Here is a 15,947-nt window from a genome sequence, read left to right as displayed (position 1 = left end):
CACTCTCACCTCGTCGATCGCGCAGACCCTATCCGAAGGGGAAACAATGGCCGCATGAAGGCATACCTCCTTGACTCTGCCGTAGCGAGATACGTGTTCGAGCACACCACTCCACCCGACCCCCTGCTGGAGCAGCTGGAGAAGGAGACGGCCGAGATCGCGGGCGAGAACGCGGCGATGCAGATCTCCCCCGACCAGGGCCGATTCCTCACCATGATCACGCAGCTCATGGCGCCCCAGGTGGTCGTGGAGGTGGGCACGTTCACCGGATACTCGTCCGTGTGCATCGCCCGCGGACTGTCCGGCGGCACCCTGCACTGCTTCGACATCAGCGAGCGGTGGACGTCCGTGGCCCGCCGCTACTGGCACGAGGCGGGGGTGGCCGACCGGGTGACGCTCACGATCGGGCCCGCCAAGGAGACGCTCGCCACCTTCGACCAGACGGTCGACCTGGCCTTCATCGACGCCGACAAGGGCAGCTACCCCGCCTACTACGAGCTGCTGATGGACCGGCTGCGGCCGGGCGGGCTGCTGCTGGCGGACAACACGCTGCGCAGGGGCTGGGTAGCCGACCCGGCGCACGAGGAGATCACGACGGTCGAGATACGGCAGTTCAACGACCTGGTGATCGCGGATCCCCGGGTGAGCGTGCTCATGCTGCCCGTGGCCGACGGGATGACGATGATCAGGAAGAACTAGCGCGGGCCCTCGGGGCGGGCCTGCCGCCCCGAGGGGACACGATCAGACGATCTTGTGGATCCAGTTGTGGGCGTCGGGGCGGGCGCCGTACTGGATGCCCACCAGCTCCTCGCGCACCCGCATGGTGACCGGGCCGGGCGTGCCGTCGGCGACGGTCCAGGAGCGGTCGGCGCCCTTCACCACGCCCACCGGCGTCACGACGGCGGCCGTGCCGCACGCGAACACCTCCGTGAGCTCGCCCGACTCGCACGCGGACTGCCACTCGTCCACCGAGACGAGGCGCTCCTCGGTCTCCAGGCCCAGGTCGCCGGCCAGCTCCAGGATGGACTCCCTGGTGATGCCGGGCAGCAGCGTGCCGGTGAGCTCGGGGGTGACGAGCTTGTTGCCGAAGACGAAGAACAGGTTCATCCCGCCCATCTCCTCGACGTACTTGTGCTCGCCCGCGTCCAGCCACACCACCTGGTCGCAGCCGTTCTCCACCGCCTGCCGCTGCGCGACGAACGCCGCGGCGTAGTTGCCGCCGCACTTGGCGAAGCCGGTGCCGCCCGGGGCGGCCCGCGTGTACTCGGTGGACAGCCAGACGGAGACGGGCTTGATCCCGCCGGTGAAGTAGGAGGCCGCCGGCGAGGCGATGACCATGTACTTGTACGTCTTCGACGGGTAGTTGACCCCGAGCCCCGCCTGGGTGGCGATCATGAAGGGGCGCAGGTAGAGGCTGTGACCCTCGGTGGTGGGCACCCACTCCTTGTCGGTCTCGACGAGGAGCTCGAGCGAGTCGACGAACGTCTCCTCGGGCAGCTCGGGCATGGCCATGCGCAGCGCCGAGCGGTTGAAGCGGGAGGCGTTCGCGTACGGGCGGAACGTCACGATCGAGCCGCTGATCTGGCGGTAGGCCTTCAGGCCCTCGAACAGCTCCTGCGCGTAGTGGAAGACCGAGGTGGCCGGGTCGAGCGAGAGCGGCCCGTACGGCATGAGCCTGGCGTCGTGCCAGCCCTGCCCCTCGGTGTAGTCGATCGAGATCATGTGATCCGTGAAGGTCTGCCCGAAACCGGGGTTCGCCAGTACCTGCTCCCGCTCGGCCGCGGTGCGAGCGTGGTCGGATAGCTGCACGTCGAAGCTGAGCTTCTGAGCGATGGTCATGACGGAGGTCCTTCTCTCTGCGATCTACCGAAATCTACCGGAATCTGCCCACTGTCTGCGGATCTGCGAGCCGGTGGCGGTGAGCGGCCGTGGCCGGGAGGGCAGTCCGTACTTCCTATTGTCTCGCCATATGGGATGGCAAGCGGCCAATGGGGGTGATAAGCCCATTCCACGGCCGGAACGCGGACGCGAAAAAGCGCCTGGCGAGTCCTCTCGGACCGCCAGGCGCTGTTTCGGGGCTAGGCGGTCCTAGCCGGATACTCGCGCGGTGATGTCGTCGCCGATCTCGGTCGTGGTGCGGCCGGCCCAGCCGGCGAGGCGCTCCACGATGTCGTCGGCGACCGCCTGCTCGACCCTGGCCGCCTCGGCGTGCAGGCCCAGGTGGTCGAGGAGCATGGCGACGGACAGGATGGTCGCGGTGGGGTCGGCCTTGCCCTGGCCGGCGATGTCGGGCGCGCTGCCGTGGACCGGCTCGAACATGCTGGGCGTGGTCCGCTCAGGGTTGATGTTGCCGCTGGCGGCCAGGCCGATGCCGCCCGCGACGGCCGCGCCGAGGTCGGTGATGATGTCGCCGAACAGGTTGTCGGTGACGACCACGTCGAAGCGCTCCGGCTGGGTGACGAAGAACATCGAGGCCGCGTCGATGTGGCTGTAGTCGGTGGTGACCTCGGGGTATTCCTCGGCCACCCGGTTGACCGTGCGCTGCCACAGGTCGCCGGCGTAGGTGAGGACGTTGGTCTTGTGGACGAGGGTCAGCTTCCTGCGCGGCCGCGACTTGGCCTTCTCGAACGCGTAACGCACCACGCGCTCGACACCGTGGGCGGTGTTGAGCGACTCCTGGGTGGCGATCTCGTGCGGCGTGCCGCGCCGCATGGTGCCACCGGTGCCGGCGTAGAGGCCCTCGGTGCCCTCGCGGACGACGATCATGTCGATGTCCTCGGCGGGCGTGTCGGCCAGCGGGGTCTCGACCCCGGGGAACAGCTTGACCGGCCGCAGGTTGACGTAGTGGTCGAACTCGAACCGGAGCCGCAGCAGCAGGTCGCGCTCGAGGACGCCCGGCGGCACGCTGGGGTCGCCGATGGCGCCGAGCAGGATCGCGTCGTAGCCGCGCAGCTCGTCGAGCACCGCGTCCGGCAGCGTCTCGCCGGTGCGGTGATAGCGTGCGGCGCCCAGGTCGTAGTGCGTGGGCTCGATCTTCGTGCCTACGGCCTCCAGGACCTTGAGTCCTTCGGCCACGACCTCGGTGCCGATGCCATCCCCGGGGATGACGGCCAAGCGGATGTTACGCGACTCCATGGGCGGTACCTTACCGGCTCGTCTCGTCTGACGAACACATCATCTCATTTTTCGGACGTCCGGTTTTGAGGCATTTGCGACCTTTTGACCGTTTCGTTAGAGTCCGTCTGGCCTAATCCACGCAGCCGCTGCGTGGAGCCGGGGACCCAACTTTCCCCCAGGGGCGAATCGGCACCGCCGTAGGGCCGTCTTCCAGGCCCGAGCCCGTCAGCTAACCCGGTCGGCCGCATGGAAGGACAGTGTTCTGTCTCGCATCGCCATTGCCCTGGCGGCCGGTGTCGCCGGGCTCATCCTGGCCACCCCAGCCGCCCAGGCCGCCACCGACGGACCCCGGGCCACCACGGACAAAGACACCACCACCCTGACCGGCGCCGAGATCAAGCGCATCCAGGAGGCGCAGGCCCCCACGCCCGCCTGGAAGATCGCCCTCGACTACGCCATGGACAAACGCGGCACCCCGTACGTCTGGGGCGGGACCAGCAGGAGCGGGTACGACTGCTCCGGGCTCATGCTCAGGTCCTACGAAGCCGCGGGCATCGAACTGCCGCGCACCGCCCGCGAACAGTACGGGGCATTTTCCAGGAAAATCGCATGGAACGATCTAGAGCCCGGTGACCTGGTGTTCTTCAGCAACCTGGGTCACGTGGGGATGATCTCGAAGCCCGGCTACATGGTGCATGCGCCGCGCACGGGCGACGTCGTGAAGGAGGAGAAGCTTTCGACCTGGCGCAGACAGGCGTTCGTGGGAGCGGTCCGGCCGGATCCCAAGGGCGTGCGCCAGTGGACCGAGGTGCTGAAGCAGCGCCGGTCCTCCGCCCCGGCCACGCTCACCGCCACCCTCTGAGAAGCCGAGAGCGGCCCCGCGAGCCCGGGGCCGCTCTCTTTCAGGTCGCCTCAGGGGCTCTCTTCCAGGTCGTCAGGGCACGATCGGGGCGGCCAGGCGCTCCACGAAGCAGGGGTTCGGGTACTGCTCGGCGAGGTCCAGCGGCTCGCCGTGGAAATGACCGTGGATCTGGACATCGACGGGGTCGAAGATCCGCGGGCACGGGACGTCCGGGCGGAACCGGATCTGGTCGAGGTCACCGCCGATCTCGCGCAGCCTGTCGCAGGCGGCGAACGGGTCGGGGTGGTTACCGTCGTCCGGGTCGCAGATCAGGACCCAGCGCTGGGCCACACCACCGTGGTACTTGGTGATGGTCAGCTCGGCCGCCTGCGCGTGGGCGGGAGCGGCGAGCAGGGCCGCGGTGGCCAGCGCGGGGACGGCGACGGCGACGGCGCGGCGGATCGCGGTCAGGGAAGCGTGCATGGGGGGGAACCTCCTCATGGAATGGATACGCAGCGCGACGCTACCAGCACTCTCCGTATCCACAACGGCAGGTGTCCGTACCCCCTGTCCCAGGCGTAGCGTGGCGGCGGATCGACCACGACTTCACCGGGACGGGCATCGGACCCGGCGGCGCCAGGCCGTGGCGCTCAGCCGCCGTCGGTCAGCTGGTACGACGTGGGCTACCCGGAGGTCATCGAGCTGCGCGACAGGCTGTTCCCCGGGCGCGCAGGCCACGCCACGATCGGGTCATCGGTCACCGATCTGGCGTGGCTGGAGCGGGTCCCCGGCGACGCTCCCGCGCTGGTGGTCACCGAGGGCCTGCTCTACTACCTCGACCCGGCCGAGGGCGCCGCGCTGCCGCGGGCGATCGTGGAGCGCTTCCCGGGCCGGGCCTGTCGGCGGTGAGCGCGTTCGACCTCGACGGATTCGACCGCCTGTCGATCACGCACCGCATCTCGGCCTGGATCGTCGGCGCCCTGCCGGCGATGAGGCGGACGGCCGTGTTCTACCGGCTGGAGTTCTGAGGGGCGCCGCCGTTGTCGCGGCGGTCCAGCGCGGTCTGGACGGCCTCGGCCGCCTCGTCGTCGTGGTCTTCGGCACGGTTCCAGGCATACATCTCGTACATGCGATTCATCTCTTCTCGCGGGCGCGTTCCAGAATTCCTGAAGGGGGAAGCCGGACTCCGGTCGCGAATCCGACCGGGCCTGATCTCGTGGTCCGGGTCACGGACCGGACGAAGGGACTTAGTGGCCGACGCCAACGCCGCTCTCCGCGGCGGGTCGTCGACCTGCCCTAACAGGCCCCGCCGCGGCAGGTAATGAGTACGAGAACCTGGCGCATTACCCGTCACAGTACCCGAGCATGCTGCTTGGATGTCCTACTATCTCGCATCGTGAGACGCAAGGGGGCCGTCACCCAAGACGGGTGACGGCCCCCGGCCGGTGTGGGAGGTCAGTCCTCCAGGTCCACCGAACGGCCGCTCTCGGCGCCGATCTCGGCCCCGATCTGCTCGACGACCTCGGCGGGGATGGCGGAGTCGACGGTCAGCGCGATGAGCGCCTTGCCGCCCTTGACGTCACGGGCCACCTGCATCGAGGCGATGTTGATGTTGTGCTCGCCGAGCAGCCTGCCCACCACGCCGACGATGCCGGGACGGTCGGTGTAGGTGTAGAAGCACAGGTGGGCCGTCGGCTCGATCTCCATCTCGTAGCCGTTGACCTCGACGATCTTGGTGATCTGGCGCGGCCCGGAGAGCGTGCCGGAGACCGAGACCGTACGGCCGTCGGCGAGCACGCCGCGCACGGTCACCACGTTGCGCCAGTCGGGGCTCTCGGAGCTGGTCACCAGCTCGACGGTGATGCCGCGGTCCTTGGCCAGCAGCGGGGCGTTGACGTAGGTGACCTGCTCCTCGATCACGTCGGCGAACACGCCCTTGAGGGCGGCCAGCTCGATCACCCGCACGTCCTGGGAGGCGATCTCGCCGCGCACCTCGACGTCGAGCTTGGTGGCGACCTCGCCGGCCAGCGCGGTGAAGACCCGGCCGAGCTTCTCGGCCAGCGGCAGGCCCGGCTTGACGTCCTCGGCGACCGCCCCGCCCTGGACGTTGACGGCGTCGGGCACGAACTCGCCCGCCAGCGCCAGCTTCACGCTCCGCGCGACCTGGGTGCCGGCCTTCTCCTGGGCCTCGTGCGTGGAGGCGCCCAGGTGCGGCGTGGCGACGACCTGGTCCAGCTCGAACAGCGGGCTGTCGGTGCACGGCTCCTTGGCGAACACGTCCAGGCCGGCTCCCGCGACCCGGCCCTCCTTGATCGCCGAGTAGAGCGCGCCCTCGTCCACGATCCCGCCGCGCGCGACGTTGACGATCCGGACGGACGGCTTGACCTGGTGCAGCTCCCGGTCGCCGATGAGCCCGAGCGTCTCCTTGGACTTGGGCAGGTGAACGGTGATGAAGTCGGCCTGCTTGAGCACCTCTTCGAGGCTGAGCAGCTTGACGCCCATCTGCGCGGCGCGGGCCGGCGGCAGGTAGGGGTCGTAGGCGATCAGCTCGACGCCGAACGGCTGCAGCCGCTGCGCCACGAGCTGGCCGATCTTGCCCAGGCCCAGGATGCCGACGACCTTCTCGTCGAGCTCGACACCGGTGTACTTGGAGCGCTTCCACTCCCCGTTCTTCAGCGCGGCGTGGGCCTGGGCCGTGTTGCGGGCGCTGGCCAGGATGAGGGCGATGGTCTGCTCGGCGGCGCTGGTGATGTTGGAGGTCGGCGCGTTGACGACCATGACACCGGCCTTGGTGGCCGCCTCGACGTCGACGTTGTCGAGGCCGACGCCGGCGCGCGCGACCACGCGCAGCTTGGGCGCCGCGGCGATGGCCTCGGCGTCGACCTGCGTGGCGGAGCGGACGATCAGCGCGTCCACCTCGGCGAGGGCGGGCAGCAGCTGGGAACGGTCGGCGCCGTCGGTGTGGCGGACCTCGAAATCAGCTCCGAGTACGGCGAGGCCAGCCTCGGACAGCTCCTCTGCGACCAGAACGACGGGCTTGTTCACTGGTGTGGATCCTTAAGGCACGGCGGGCTTGGGGGGACACGTCCACGGATCCCCCCGGCGGTCCCACTGAGTCTATCCGGCGCTTGTGAACGCGTTCACGAGGGACTCACGATGTGAGACGAGGACCGCCGTACCCAGCGCTCGGCAAACTCATCCACTCTGCGCACATCTTTGTCTTGATCGGGAGATTTATTCGCCATTAGCCTGATAAGCCGTGGCCGACTACCTATGGTTCGTCATATGAGCATCGGGAATCCTGCGCTTGCCGACGTGCTCGCTCAGCATGGCACGCCGCACCGCCTGCTGGGCGCTCTTGCCGACGGTGGAGTCCTGGTGGCAGTGCGACCAGATCGTTCCGTCGTCCTGGGGACGACCCAGGCCGGTGACCGGGTGCTGCTCGGATACACCGGCCCCGCTACCTATGCCAGGCACCGCGGCAGCCATTCCCTGTCGGCCTGCGACGCCGACACCATCCTGGACATCCAGCGCGTCACCGGGGTGCGCGAGATCGTGATCGACGCGGCCGGACCAGCCGCCGCGGCCGTGCCGATCGACGATCTGCAGCGCTTCCTCACCACGACGCGCACGGGGCCCACGCCCGTCCTGTCGGGGGCGGTGCCCGCCGCCTACGCGACAGGGGCGATGGCCACCGTGTCGCGCGGTGCCGCGCTGGCCCAGGTGGCTCCCCCGGCTCCGGAGGCTCCCACGTTCCCCTGGGTGCCCGCGCCCAGGCCGCATCTGTCGGGGCCGATGCAGCAGGTGGACCCGGGCTACCGGCGGTGCACGCATCCGATCCTGCCCGCGCTGCGGCAGGCGATCGCGTACCTGCTCATGGACTTCCCGCTCGTGCACCACGTCTGGATCTCCGAGGCCCGCACGGCCTCCGGGGCGCCGGGGATCATGCTGCACGTGAAGGTGCACATGTCGGCCGCCGAGGACGTCGTACGCGACCTGCACCGCCTGGTACGCGCCCGGCTGCCGCAGTTCGCCGCCTCCGGGGCGCCGATCCTCATGGCCAGGGTGGCGGACGCGCGCAGCGAGCGGCGGATGATCGAGATCGGCGCCCACGTGGTCTGCGCGAACGTCAGCGACTGACGGAGGGCCCGCGAAAGTGGGCCCTCCCGAACAAGCCCTCGCTCCGCTTCAATGAGGGCATGATCGCACCGGCGGTGCCCGCGACCACTGTCCCCAGGGGCGTGCGGGTCGGCTACGGGGTGGGCTCGTTCTGCACGGCCACGGTCAACGCCGTGCCCGGACTGCTCCTCCTGTACTACATGACGAACTTCCTGGCCGTGCCCGCGTGGCTGGCCGGGGTGGTGGTCACCGCGCCCAAGGTGTGGGATCTGGTGATCAACCCCCTGGTGGGGCGGTGGTCGGACCGGACCCGCTCGCGCATGGGGCCGCGGCGGCCGTGGATGCTGGCGGGCGCCTGCACGCTGCCGATCGCGTTCTTCCTGGTGTTCGCCGGCCCGTCGCTGACGGGCTACGCGGCCGCCGCGTACGTGGGCGTGTGCTTCCTGGCGACGGCGACGGCGTACGCGCTGTTCGAGGTGCCGTACAAGGCGATGCCCGGCGAGATGACGCACGACTACCACGAGCGCACGTCGCTGCTGCAGTGGCGGATGGTGTTCATCGGCGTGGCCACCGCCATCAGCGGCGTGCTCGCGCCGGCCATCGCCACCGGCGAGGGCGAGGACGGCACGCTGGGCAGCTACCGGGTGATGGCGCTGACGATCGCGGTCATCCTGCTGCTGGCCATGCTCGGCTCGTTCTTCGGCACGGCCCGCGCCCCCATGACCGGCGCCCCCGAGCCGGATCGCGGCGGGTGGCGTGAGCAGCTCGCCGCGATCAGGGGCAACCCGCCGTTCCTCTGGCTGACGGTGCTGGCCTGCACGCAGATGCTGGCCGTCAGCATGATGCTGGCCGCGGCGCCGTACTTCGCGACGTACACGCTCGGGTCGGCCGGGGCCACGCAGACGCTCTTCGCCGCGCTCGTCGGCCCGATCCTGCTGACGATGCCGCTGTGGGTGCGGCTGGCCAGGCGGTTCGACAAGCGCGGCGCGATGGTGCTGGCGGCGGCGCTGTTCGGGGCCGGAACGACAGCGGCCATGGCGACGCCGCTGTTCGGCCCGGTGTGGGCGCACGTGATGATCCTGCTGGTCGGCATCGGGTACGCGGGCGTGCAGCTCATGCAGTTCTCGATGCTCGCGGACGTGATCGCGGTGGACGCGGCGCGGACGGGCAAGCGGCGGGCCGGGGTGCTGACCGGGTTGTGGACGGCCATCGAGAGCGGGGTGAGCTCGTTCGGGGCGCTGATCTTCGGGGTGATCCTGTCCATCAGCGGCTTCATCGAGTCCGAGCCCAGCACGCCCGTCCAGCAGCCGGACAGCGCGGTGACCGCGGTCCTCATCGGGCAGACCGCGCTGCCCGCGGTGATCATCTTCGCGTCGGTGCTGATCACGCTGAAGTACCGCCTGCCGCCACCCGTCCCGCCGGTGCCGGACACGTCCGCGTGAACAGCCCCCGCCAGGGCGGCGGCGGGCCGGGCACGACGCATGCCTATCGCAACTGATCCGCGTATTCTGGACACGAGGCGAGGTTCAGGCCGATACTCGCTACATGAGCTCCACGCATCCGCCCTTTCGCGCCTCCGATGGGGAACGTGACCGTGCGATCGACGAGCTCAGAGACCGTGCCGTGGAGGGCCGGATCTCACACGACACGTTCGTGGGCCGGGTGGACCAGGCGCTGCGCGCACGCAACCGGCACGAGCTCGACGAACTGGTGGCCGACCTGCCGCAACGGCAGACGTTCCGGCAGCGGCTGACCGACGCGGTGGCGTCGGTCTCCGAGTTCACCACCCGGCTGCAGTCGGCGTGGCGGCGCCCGCGCCTGCCCCGGCTGGCCCTGCCCGACGACGACCGGCTGCGTTACGTGGTGGGCCGCGGGTCGGCCTGCGACCTCGTCCTGTCGGACCTGACGGTCTCCCGCGTGCACGCCGAGCTGCGCCGCGAGGGCGACGGCGGGTGGATGCTGGTGGACCTCGGCTCGCTCAACGGCACCCGGCTCAACGGGTGGCGGCTGGTGGGGCCGGCCAGGGTGAAGTCGGGCGACGAGATCTCGTTCGGCGACTGCGGGTTCATGGTGACGTCGCACCAGCCGTCCTGACAGCTCCCGCCACACCCGATAAATACGGATATTTGCGGATTACAGGCTGACTGCGCTGATCCATGCTCTCATGCGATCCCCCAGTCACTTGGAGACCCCATGCGGCGCACCTCAGCCTCCCTCGTCGCGGGCGCGCTCGTCGCGGCCCTCGCGTGGGCGTCCGGACCCTCCTCCCCGGCCGTCGCGCTCGACCCCTCCGTGGGCGTGGCGGACCTGACCCAGGACCTCAACCAGATTCTCAGCGACTCGCGGCTCACGATCGCCAGGGCCGGTGTCGTGGTCAAGAGCGCACAGACCGGCGAGGAGCTCTACGCCACCGACGCCGGCAAGCTCCTGCTCCCGGCCTCCAACACCAAGCTGTTCACCTCCGCCGCGGCGGCGGAGACGCTCGGCCTCGACTACCGCTTCCCCACGACCGTGCTCAACACCGGCCGCAAGGCGGGCTCGGTGCTGGCCGGCGACCTGGTGCTGCGCGGCACCGGCGACCCGACCATGCTGGCCGCGGACTACGACGCGCTGGCCGCCGAGGTCGCCGCGGCCGGCGTGAAGGTGGTCACCGGCAAGCTGGTGGCCGACGACACCTGGTTCGACACGCAGCGGCTCGGCAACGACTGGGCCTGGGACGACGAGACCGCGTACTACGCGGCGCCGATCTCGGCCCTGACCGCCTCGCCGGACCGGGACTACGACGCCGGCTCGGTGATCGTGGCCGTGGCGGCCGACGGGGACAAGGTCAAGGTGTCCACCACGCCCGAGACCGACTACCTGAAGATCGTCAACCGGGCCACGGTGGGCGCCGAGACCGACGTGCTCATCGAGCGGCAGCACGGCACCCGGACGGTGGTCATCACGGGCACGGTGGCGGACCCGTACCAGGAGTGGGTGGCGGTGGACGACCCGACGGCGTACGTGTCGGCACTGTTCCGCAAGGCGCTGGCCGGGCACGGCGTCAAGGTGCTCGGCCCGACCGTCGCGGGCGCGGCGCCCGCGGGGGCCAAGGAGCTGGCCAGGCACGAGTCGATGACGCTGGGCGAGCTGCTGGTGCCGTTCATGAAGCTGAGCAACAACATCCACGCCGAGATCCTCACCAAGGCCATGGGCCGCAAGGTCGCGAACCAGGGCACCTGGTCGGCCGGGCTCAAGGTCAGCACCGACTTCGCCAGGGCGAACGGGGTGCAGGTGATCAACATGCGGGACGGCTCCGGGCTGTCGCGGCGCGACGGGTTCTCGCCGGGCTCGATCGTGCAGCTCCTGTCCGCCGTACGGGGCAAGCCGTGGTTCACCACCTGGTACGAGTCCCTGCCCATCGCCGGTAACGCCGACCGGTTCACGGGCGGCACCCTGCGCAGCCGGATGCGCAACACGCCCGCGGCGAACAACGTCCACGCCAAGACCGGCTCGCTGACCGGGGTCACCGCGCTCTCCGGCTACGTCACCAGCGCCGACGGCGAGCCGCTGATCTTCTCGATCATGCTCAACCAGTACCTGTCGGCCTCGCCGAAGGACATCGAGGACAAGATCGCGGTCCGGCTCGCCCAGTTCTCCCGTACGGCGGCCGCCGGCGACGCCGCCGCCCAGCTCCGGGCCGCGGTCCCAGGCGCGGCGGGCGACCTGGAGTGCTCGTGGCTCAAGCCCGCGCAGTGCTGACGGCCCGCTGACCCACCTTGCGGCCCCCTGACGCTCAGGGGGCCGTTCTGGTTTACCGGGTCTCAGACCAGGTCATATTACGATTCAGCGACTTGGAGCTCCAGGTAACGGCGGGAATTTCCGTACAAAGCCGACTTGGGCGGGCCAGAATTCGGGTTCGACGCAGTGTCGAGCCCCAAACCGGAGGACATGATGCGCGGACAGCTCAAGGCGATGGCCTGCCTCGGGAGTCTGGCGGCATTGAGCATCCCCGCGCCCGCCACGGCCTCCAGCGCGGCCGTACAGCCCGCCGTGCGACCTGCCGTACGACCCGCCGCCCAGCCCGTCACGCAGGGCGCGCGGCTGGCGTGCCGCGTGGTCGCGTCCAAGCCGTTCGTCTCCAAGGGCACCGTACGGGGCACGGTCGCCCGGACGGGCTGCGCCGACCAGGCCCGGCTCAGGGTGCGCGTCCAGGTCGCCGTGAAGGGCACCGACCCCGTCGTCAAGAGCGGCTCCAAGGTCATCGGCAACGGGCGGATCACCGCCAACGTGCGCTGCACCAGCACCCCGCGCCGCTACTACGTGGTCGCACTCGACTCGCAGGGCCGGGTCGACACCTCGCGCTCGGTGAAGCTGTCGTGCGGGCGCCCGGCCTCGGCCGGGGGCTTCGCCTCCGCCCCCGAGACAGCGGTCGTCACCCTCACCAACCAGGCCCGCGCCAAGAACGGCTGCCGGCCCCTCGTCCACGACGCCAAGCTGCACCTCGCCGCCGAGCGCCACTCGTCCGACATGGCGCGCAACAACTACTTCTCGCACGACTCGCGCGACGGCCGCACGTTCGACCAGCGGATCAAGGCAGCCGGCTTCGTCTTCCGGATAGCCGGCGAGAACATCGCCAAGGGCCAGCCCAGCGCCGCCACCGTGGTCAAGGCCTGGCTCAACAGCCCAGGTCACCGGGCCAACATCATGAACTGCTCCTACACCCACATCGGCGTCGGTCACAACGCCAAGGGACCCACCTGGACGCAGGACTTCGCCGCCCGCTAGGGCAGCCCCCGAACCAAGGGAGCGTCGGGCTTCCACCGGCCCCACCCCGAGCCGGTTTCCCACCGCACGCCCAAACGCTCCCCTCCGGGCGGACCCGGTCGCGCCTCCCCCCGCACACAGGACCGCGACCGGGTCCGCACCCACCAGCCCGCCACCCCGCGCCTTCCCACCGCACTTCGGCTGAGGTCCTTTTGAGGAGCGGTCGGGTTCACGCGCAGGCAGCCGGACGGCCGGCGCTCAGCGCGGGACCGCGACCGGGTCCGCACACGCCAACCCGCCGACCCGACCCTTCCCACCACACTTCGGCTGAGGTCCCTTGGGGAACGGTCGGGTTCATGCGCAGGCTCCCGTGCTGGTGCCTCGGGAGGACGCGGGCGTCGAGCGTAAAGGCTAAGCTCGCGCGGGACCGGGCGTGGGGACGCCGAGGGGCAGGGCGCTCAGGACGGGGTCGCGACGGAGGTGGTCAGGGTTGTGCGGAGGCGGTCGTAGCCGGGGGCGAGGCGGCGGAGGGTGGCCGCGACGGCCGGGTCGTCGCCCGTGACCAGCGGGTGCTGGAGGGCGCCGAGCAGGCGGGCCTGGTCGGCGGCGGCGGTGGCCGCTGCCGGTAGGCCCAGGTTCTGGAGCCAGGTGGCGGCGTCGGCCAGGCGCCGCGCGCCCACCCGTACGCCGAAGTGCACGAGCGTCCCCCGGACCGCCTCGTCGAGGCCGGCCTCCACCAGCTCGGCCAGCCGCAGCGCCGCGGCGGCCCCGCCCAGCGTGCCGGGCGGCACCGGCAGGTCGTCCCGGCCCGACAGCCAGCGGACGGCGGCGGGCAGCGAGGCGCGCAACGCCCGCGGCACGGACGTCCGCCTCGCCCGTACGAAGCCGGTACGCATCACGTAGGACGTGTCCAGATACTCCACCGCGTCAGCCCGCCAGGCGGCCAGGAAGTCGGCGGTGGGCAGCGTGGCCCAGGGGTGCCCGTGCGGGTCGTGCAGCACGACGGTGTCACGCTCGACGGCCAACGCCACCAGGTAGTGGTCCCCCGCCCCGCCGGGCACGTACGACAGCAGCGCCATGTCCACGGGCCCGACGAGCACGGGCCCCCGCGCGCACGCGGCGCGCAGCCGGTCGAGCGCCTCACCGGGCGGGCCCCCGTGGCTGCGCTCGCACCGCCACCCGAGCAGTTCGACGGCGGCGTCGACCCCGAGCTCCGGGTCCCAGCCGTAGGGGTCGAAGAACGGCCGGGTGCCGCCGACGAGCCGCATCCCGAACGGCGACCCCGTCAGCGTCTCGATCACCCCGACCTCGGGCGACGCGGGGCCGAGCACCATGGCCAGCGAATGGGCGTAACAGTAGGGTCCTGAACCCAGGTAGGCGAGCATGGTCGCCAGTGAACGGCCTGACACGGTGTCAGGCGCAACTCACTCCGCGGGCCGGTCCGAGAAGCGGGCCAGGACGAGCGGCTCGACGACGCCCACGACCGCGTACGCCAGGATGAACACCCCGGTGACGAGCACGATGTCCGCCCACACCTCGTCATGGCGGAACCCGCCGATCGCCCGCAGGATCTCGGCGCCGGTGCCCTGCCCGGTGTCCAGCCGCTCGGCGATCAGCGCGCCGATGATCGAGACGGGCACGGAGATCCTGGCCGAGGCGAAGACGGAGGGCATCGCCGTCGGCACGGCGACCTCGCGCAGGACGGTCAGGCGCGTGCCGCCGTACGCCATGATCAGGTCGGTGGCCTGCGGCGAGGCGGATCTCAGGCCGAAGGCGATGTTCACCAGCGCGGGGAAGAACACCACCTGCACATCGCAGGGCACCCTCGAACCCGAGCTCGTCGTCGAGCTGGCCAGGCGTAACCGGATCGACCTGCCGACCTTCGACGCCTCTTTCGCGTACGAAGCGTGAGCACGCGGAAGGGCCCGCCCTGCAGGCGGGCCCTGGGTTGGGCTTCTCGGCCGCTGAGGATCGACGTCAGCCGATCGAGCAGTTCCGCTCTTCGCCCTTGATGCCGAGGATCTGGCTCAGGATGTCGCCGGTCTTGAGGACGATGACGCCGCTCGTGCCCTGGTTGACATCGCCCTTCGCGAGGGTGAGGTCGCCGTTGGAGCAGATGTCGACGGTCTTCACGCTGCTCAGAGCAGCGCGCGCGTGCTCCTGGTCGATCTCGGTCTGGTCGTCGTTGGCGAACGCGGCGCCGCCGGACATGAGCAGCCCTCCGACGAGGCCGGCCAGAATGAGCTGTTTCCTGTACATATCGATTCTCCTCTGATAACTCTCGACTACTCTCCGTAGCTACCGGAGAAAGATCTGCCCCTCGCCCAAGTTTGACAAACACCTATATTTCGCTCTTGACCCGCGGAATTACCGGATCCGGGAGAAAAGATGACGAAGATCGTGCTACTTGGCGATCAGCTGCGGACGGCAGGAGAATCGGCCGCCCCAGTGAGCGCGGGGAAGGGGCCCGCCCTGCAGGCGGGCCCCTGGGTTACGCTTCCCGGCCGCTGAGAATCGACGTCAGCCGATCGAGCAGTTCCGCTCTTCCTTCTTGATGCCGAGGATCTGGCTCAGGATGTCGCCGGTCTCAAGGACGAGAACGCCCTCCGTGCCCTGGTTGACGTCGCCCCCGGCGAGGGTGAGGTCGCCGTTGGAGCAGATGTCGACGCTCCTCAGGCTGCTCTGAGGAGCGTGCGCGCGGTCCTGGTTGATCTCGGTCTCGTCGTCGTTGGCGAACGCGGCGCCGCCGGACATGAGCAGCCCTCCGACGAGGCCGGCCAGAATGAGCCGTTGTCTGTACATATCGATTCTCCCCTGGATAACTCTCGACTACTCTCCGTAGCTATCGGAGGAAGATCTGCCCTCTGCTCAAGTTTGACAAACACCTATATTTTCGCTCTTGACCTGCAGAAATGCACGCATGGTCGAACGGTGGATGAAGATCGCTCAACTTGACGATTATGTGTGCGCAGGGGGAAAACGACCGCCTCGATCCTTACCAGTCCATGACCCTGGATCACGCTCTCGTGCGGCGTCACACTGGTGCGCGTCACGGGGAAGGCAGAGGATCATAACCACACATATCGGACTATTCGTTATTTCCAAACGTCGCCCCGAACTCGAC

Annotated in this window: 18 protein-coding genes and 1 riboswitch; of the genes, 10 read left to right on the top strand and 8 right to left on the bottom strand. The window is 69.7% G+C overall.

Going from position 1 to position 15,947, the window contains the following annotated elements; translation table 11 throughout:
- Positions 1-54 precede the first annotated feature (54 nt).
- The gene (locus ACTWPW_RS02690) at positions 55-699 is read left to right on the top strand and encodes an O-methyltransferase (RefSeq protein WP_443167853.1); all 645 of its coding nucleotides are present in this window, start codon (positions 55-57) and stop codon (positions 697-699) included.
- Positions 700-741: 42 nt separating this feature from the next.
- On the opposite strand, the gene ACTWPW_RS02685 is transcribed toward ACTWPW_RS02690, so the two are convergent.
- Positions 742-1,839 carry a branched-chain amino acid aminotransferase gene (locus ACTWPW_RS02685; RefSeq protein ID WP_375111398.1) on the bottom strand — a complete coding sequence of 366 codons (1,098 nt, stop codon included), beginning with the start codon at positions 1,837-1,839 and terminating at the stop codon, positions 742-744.
- A 249-nt stretch (positions 1,840-2,088) separates the two neighbouring features.
- Positions 2,089-3,135: a 3-isopropylmalate dehydrogenase gene (locus ACTWPW_RS02680; RefSeq protein WP_375111399.1), complete on the bottom strand. Its 1,047-nt coding sequence runs from the start codon at positions 3,133-3,135 to the stop codon at positions 2,089-2,091.
- A gap of 99 nt (positions 3,136-3,234) precedes the next feature.
- Positions 3,235-3,376, top strand: a riboswitch (cyclic di-AMP (ydaO/yuaA leader).
- A gap of 198 nt (positions 3,377-3,574) precedes the next feature.
- On the opposite strand from ACTWPW_RS02680, the gene ACTWPW_RS02675 reads away from it, so the two are divergent.
- Positions 3,575-3,979 (top strand): C40 family peptidase, encoded by a 405-nt coding sequence (locus tag ACTWPW_RS02675; protein WP_375111400.1) that lies wholly within the window; start codon positions 3,575-3,577, stop codon positions 3,977-3,979.
- Between the two features lie 72 nt (positions 3,980-4,051).
- On the opposite strand, the gene ACTWPW_RS02670 is transcribed toward ACTWPW_RS02675, so the two are convergent.
- Entirely contained in the window at positions 4,052-4,441 is a 390-nt protein-coding gene (locus tag ACTWPW_RS02670) for an SSI family serine proteinase inhibitor (RefSeq protein ID WP_375111401.1), read from the bottom strand.
- A 195-nt stretch (positions 4,442-4,636) separates the two neighbouring features.
- Between ACTWPW_RS02670 and ACTWPW_RS02665 the strand changes: the two genes are divergently transcribed.
- Positions 4,637-4,867: a hypothetical protein gene (locus ACTWPW_RS02665; RefSeq protein ID WP_443167852.1), complete on the top strand. Its 231-nt coding sequence runs from the start codon at positions 4,637-4,639 to the stop codon at positions 4,865-4,867.
- Complete coding sequence (locus ACTWPW_RS02660; protein WP_375111402.1) at positions 4,864-4,986, top strand: hypothetical protein; 123 nt, start codon at positions 4,864-4,866, stop codon at positions 4,984-4,986. Before ACTWPW_RS02665 ends, ACTWPW_RS02660 begins: the two co-directional genes overlap by 4 nt.
- Before the next feature lie 427 nt (positions 4,987-5,413).
- Here the strand turns inward: ACTWPW_RS02660 and serA are convergent, their stop codons facing one another.
- Positions 5,414-7,003, bottom strand: coding sequence for a phosphoglycerate dehydrogenase (gene serA / locus ACTWPW_RS02655; RefSeq protein ID WP_375111403.1), 1,590 nt, complete (start codon positions 7,001-7,003; stop codon positions 5,414-5,416).
- A 240-nt stretch (positions 7,004-7,243) separates the two neighbouring features.
- On the opposite strand from serA, the gene ACTWPW_RS02650 reads away from it, so the two are divergent.
- From ACTWPW_RS02650 to ACTWPW_RS02630, 5 genes are all read left to right on the top strand, one after another.
- Positions 7,244-8,098 (top strand): hypothetical protein, encoded by an 855-nt coding sequence (locus ACTWPW_RS02650; protein WP_364117899.1) that lies wholly within the window; start codon positions 7,244-7,246, stop codon positions 8,096-8,098.
- Between the two features lie 59 nt (positions 8,099-8,157).
- The gene (locus ACTWPW_RS02645) at positions 8,158-9,519 is read left to right on the top strand and encodes an MFS transporter (RefSeq protein ID WP_443167851.1); all 1,362 of its coding nucleotides are present in this window, start codon (positions 8,158-8,160) and stop codon (positions 9,517-9,519) included.
- Between the two features lie 103 nt (positions 9,520-9,622).
- Entirely contained in the window at positions 9,623-10,171 is a 549-nt protein-coding gene (locus ACTWPW_RS02640; RefSeq protein ID WP_364117896.1) for a DUF1707 and FHA domain-containing protein, read from the top strand.
- A gap of 99 nt (positions 10,172-10,270) precedes the next feature.
- The gene (gene dacB / locus ACTWPW_RS02635; protein ID WP_375111405.1) at positions 10,271-11,818 is read left to right on the top strand and encodes a D-alanyl-D-alanine carboxypeptidase/D-alanyl-D-alanine endopeptidase; all 1,548 of its coding nucleotides are present in this window, start codon (positions 10,271-10,273) and stop codon (positions 11,816-11,818) included.
- Positions 11,819-11,953: 135 nt separating this feature from the next.
- Positions 11,954-12,844, top strand: coding sequence for a CAP domain-containing protein (locus tag ACTWPW_RS02630; protein ID WP_443167850.1), 891 nt, complete (start codon positions 11,954-11,956; stop codon positions 12,842-12,844).
- A gap of 437 nt (positions 12,845-13,281) precedes the next feature.
- Here the strand turns inward: ACTWPW_RS02630 and ACTWPW_RS02625 are convergent, their stop codons facing one another.
- Positions 13,282-14,208: a hypothetical protein gene (locus ACTWPW_RS02625; RefSeq protein ID WP_443167849.1), complete on the bottom strand. Its 927-nt coding sequence runs from the start codon at positions 14,206-14,208 to the stop codon at positions 13,282-13,284.
- A gap of 39 nt (positions 14,209-14,247) precedes the next feature.
- Positions 14,248-14,607, bottom strand: coding sequence for an ABC transporter permease (locus ACTWPW_RS02620; protein WP_443167848.1), 360 nt, complete (start codon positions 14,605-14,607; stop codon positions 14,248-14,250).
- Between ACTWPW_RS02620 and ACTWPW_RS02615 the strand changes: the two genes are divergently transcribed.
- Positions 14,600-14,734 (top strand): hypothetical protein, encoded by a 135-nt coding sequence (locus ACTWPW_RS02615; protein WP_443167847.1) that lies wholly within the window; start codon positions 14,600-14,602, stop codon positions 14,732-14,734. The genes ACTWPW_RS02620 and ACTWPW_RS02615 overlap by 8 nt on opposite strands.
- A 66-nt stretch (positions 14,735-14,800) precedes the next feature.
- On the opposite strand, the gene ACTWPW_RS02610 is transcribed toward ACTWPW_RS02615, so the two are convergent.
- Both ACTWPW_RS02610 and ACTWPW_RS02605 read right to left on the bottom strand, forming a co-directional pair.
- Positions 14,801-15,082 (bottom strand): hypothetical protein, encoded by a 282-nt coding sequence (locus ACTWPW_RS02610; protein ID WP_375111409.1) that lies wholly within the window; start codon positions 15,080-15,082, stop codon positions 14,801-14,803.
- Between the two features lie 261 nt (positions 15,083-15,343).
- Entirely contained in the window at positions 15,344-15,625 is a 282-nt protein-coding gene (locus ACTWPW_RS02605) for a hypothetical protein (protein ID WP_364117886.1), read from the bottom strand.
- Between the last annotated feature and the right edge of the window lie 322 nt (positions 15,626-15,947).

Origin of the sequence: Nonomuraea sp. KM90 (assembly GCF_052246675.1) — a bacterium.
Taxonomy (GTDB): Bacteria; Actinomycetota; Actinomycetes; order Streptosporangiales; family Streptosporangiaceae; genus Nonomuraea.
Note: the sequence above shows the minus strand (reverse complement) of the source record. Positions and strands in the feature narration are given on the sequence as shown.

Excerpts from the sequence above, each read along its gene's own strand:
- ACTWPW_RS02690 (WP_443167853.1), top strand. The coding sequence starts at position 55 with ATGAAGGCATACCTCCTTGACTCTGCCGTAGCGAGATACGTGTTCGAG.
- ACTWPW_RS02685 (WP_375111398.1), bottom strand. The coding sequence starts at position 1,839 with ATGACCATCGCTCAGAAGCTCAGCTTCGACGTGCAGCTATCCGACCAC.
- ACTWPW_RS02680 (WP_375111399.1), bottom strand. The coding sequence starts at position 3,135 with ATGGAGTCGCGTAACATCCGCTTGGCCGTCATCCCCGGGGATGGCATC.
- ACTWPW_RS02675 (WP_375111400.1), top strand. The coding sequence starts at position 3,575 with ATGGACAAACGCGGCACCCCGTACGTCTGGGGCGGGACCAGCAGGAGC.
- ACTWPW_RS02670 (WP_375111401.1), bottom strand. The coding sequence starts at position 4,441 with ATGCACGCTTCCCTGACCGCGATCCGCCGCGCCGTCGCCGTCGCCGTC.
- ACTWPW_RS02650 (WP_364117899.1), top strand. The coding sequence starts at position 7,244 with ATGAGCATCGGGAATCCTGCGCTTGCCGACGTGCTCGCTCAGCATGGC.
- ACTWPW_RS02645 (WP_443167851.1), top strand. The coding sequence starts at position 8,158 with ATGATCGCACCGGCGGTGCCCGCGACCACTGTCCCCAGGGGCGTGCGG.
- ACTWPW_RS02640 (WP_364117896.1), top strand. The coding sequence starts at position 9,623 with ATGAGCTCCACGCATCCGCCCTTTCGCGCCTCCGATGGGGAACGTGAC.
- dacB (WP_375111405.1), top strand. The coding sequence starts at position 10,271 with ATGCGGCGCACCTCAGCCTCCCTCGTCGCGGGCGCGCTCGTCGCGGCC.
- ACTWPW_RS02625 (WP_443167849.1), bottom strand. The coding sequence starts at position 14,208 with ATGCTCGCCTACCTGGGTTCAGGACCCTACTGTTACGCCCATTCGCTG.
- ACTWPW_RS02615 (WP_443167847.1), top strand. The coding sequence starts at position 14,600 with ATGTTCACCAGCGCGGGGAAGAACACCACCTGCACATCGCAGGGCACC.
- ACTWPW_RS02610 (WP_375111409.1), bottom strand. The coding sequence starts at position 15,082 with ATGTACAGGAAACAGCTCATTCTGGCCGGCCTCGTCGGAGGGCTGCTC.
- ACTWPW_RS02605 (WP_364117886.1), bottom strand. The coding sequence starts at position 15,625 with ATGTACAGACAACGGCTCATTCTGGCCGGCCTCGTCGGAGGGCTGCTC.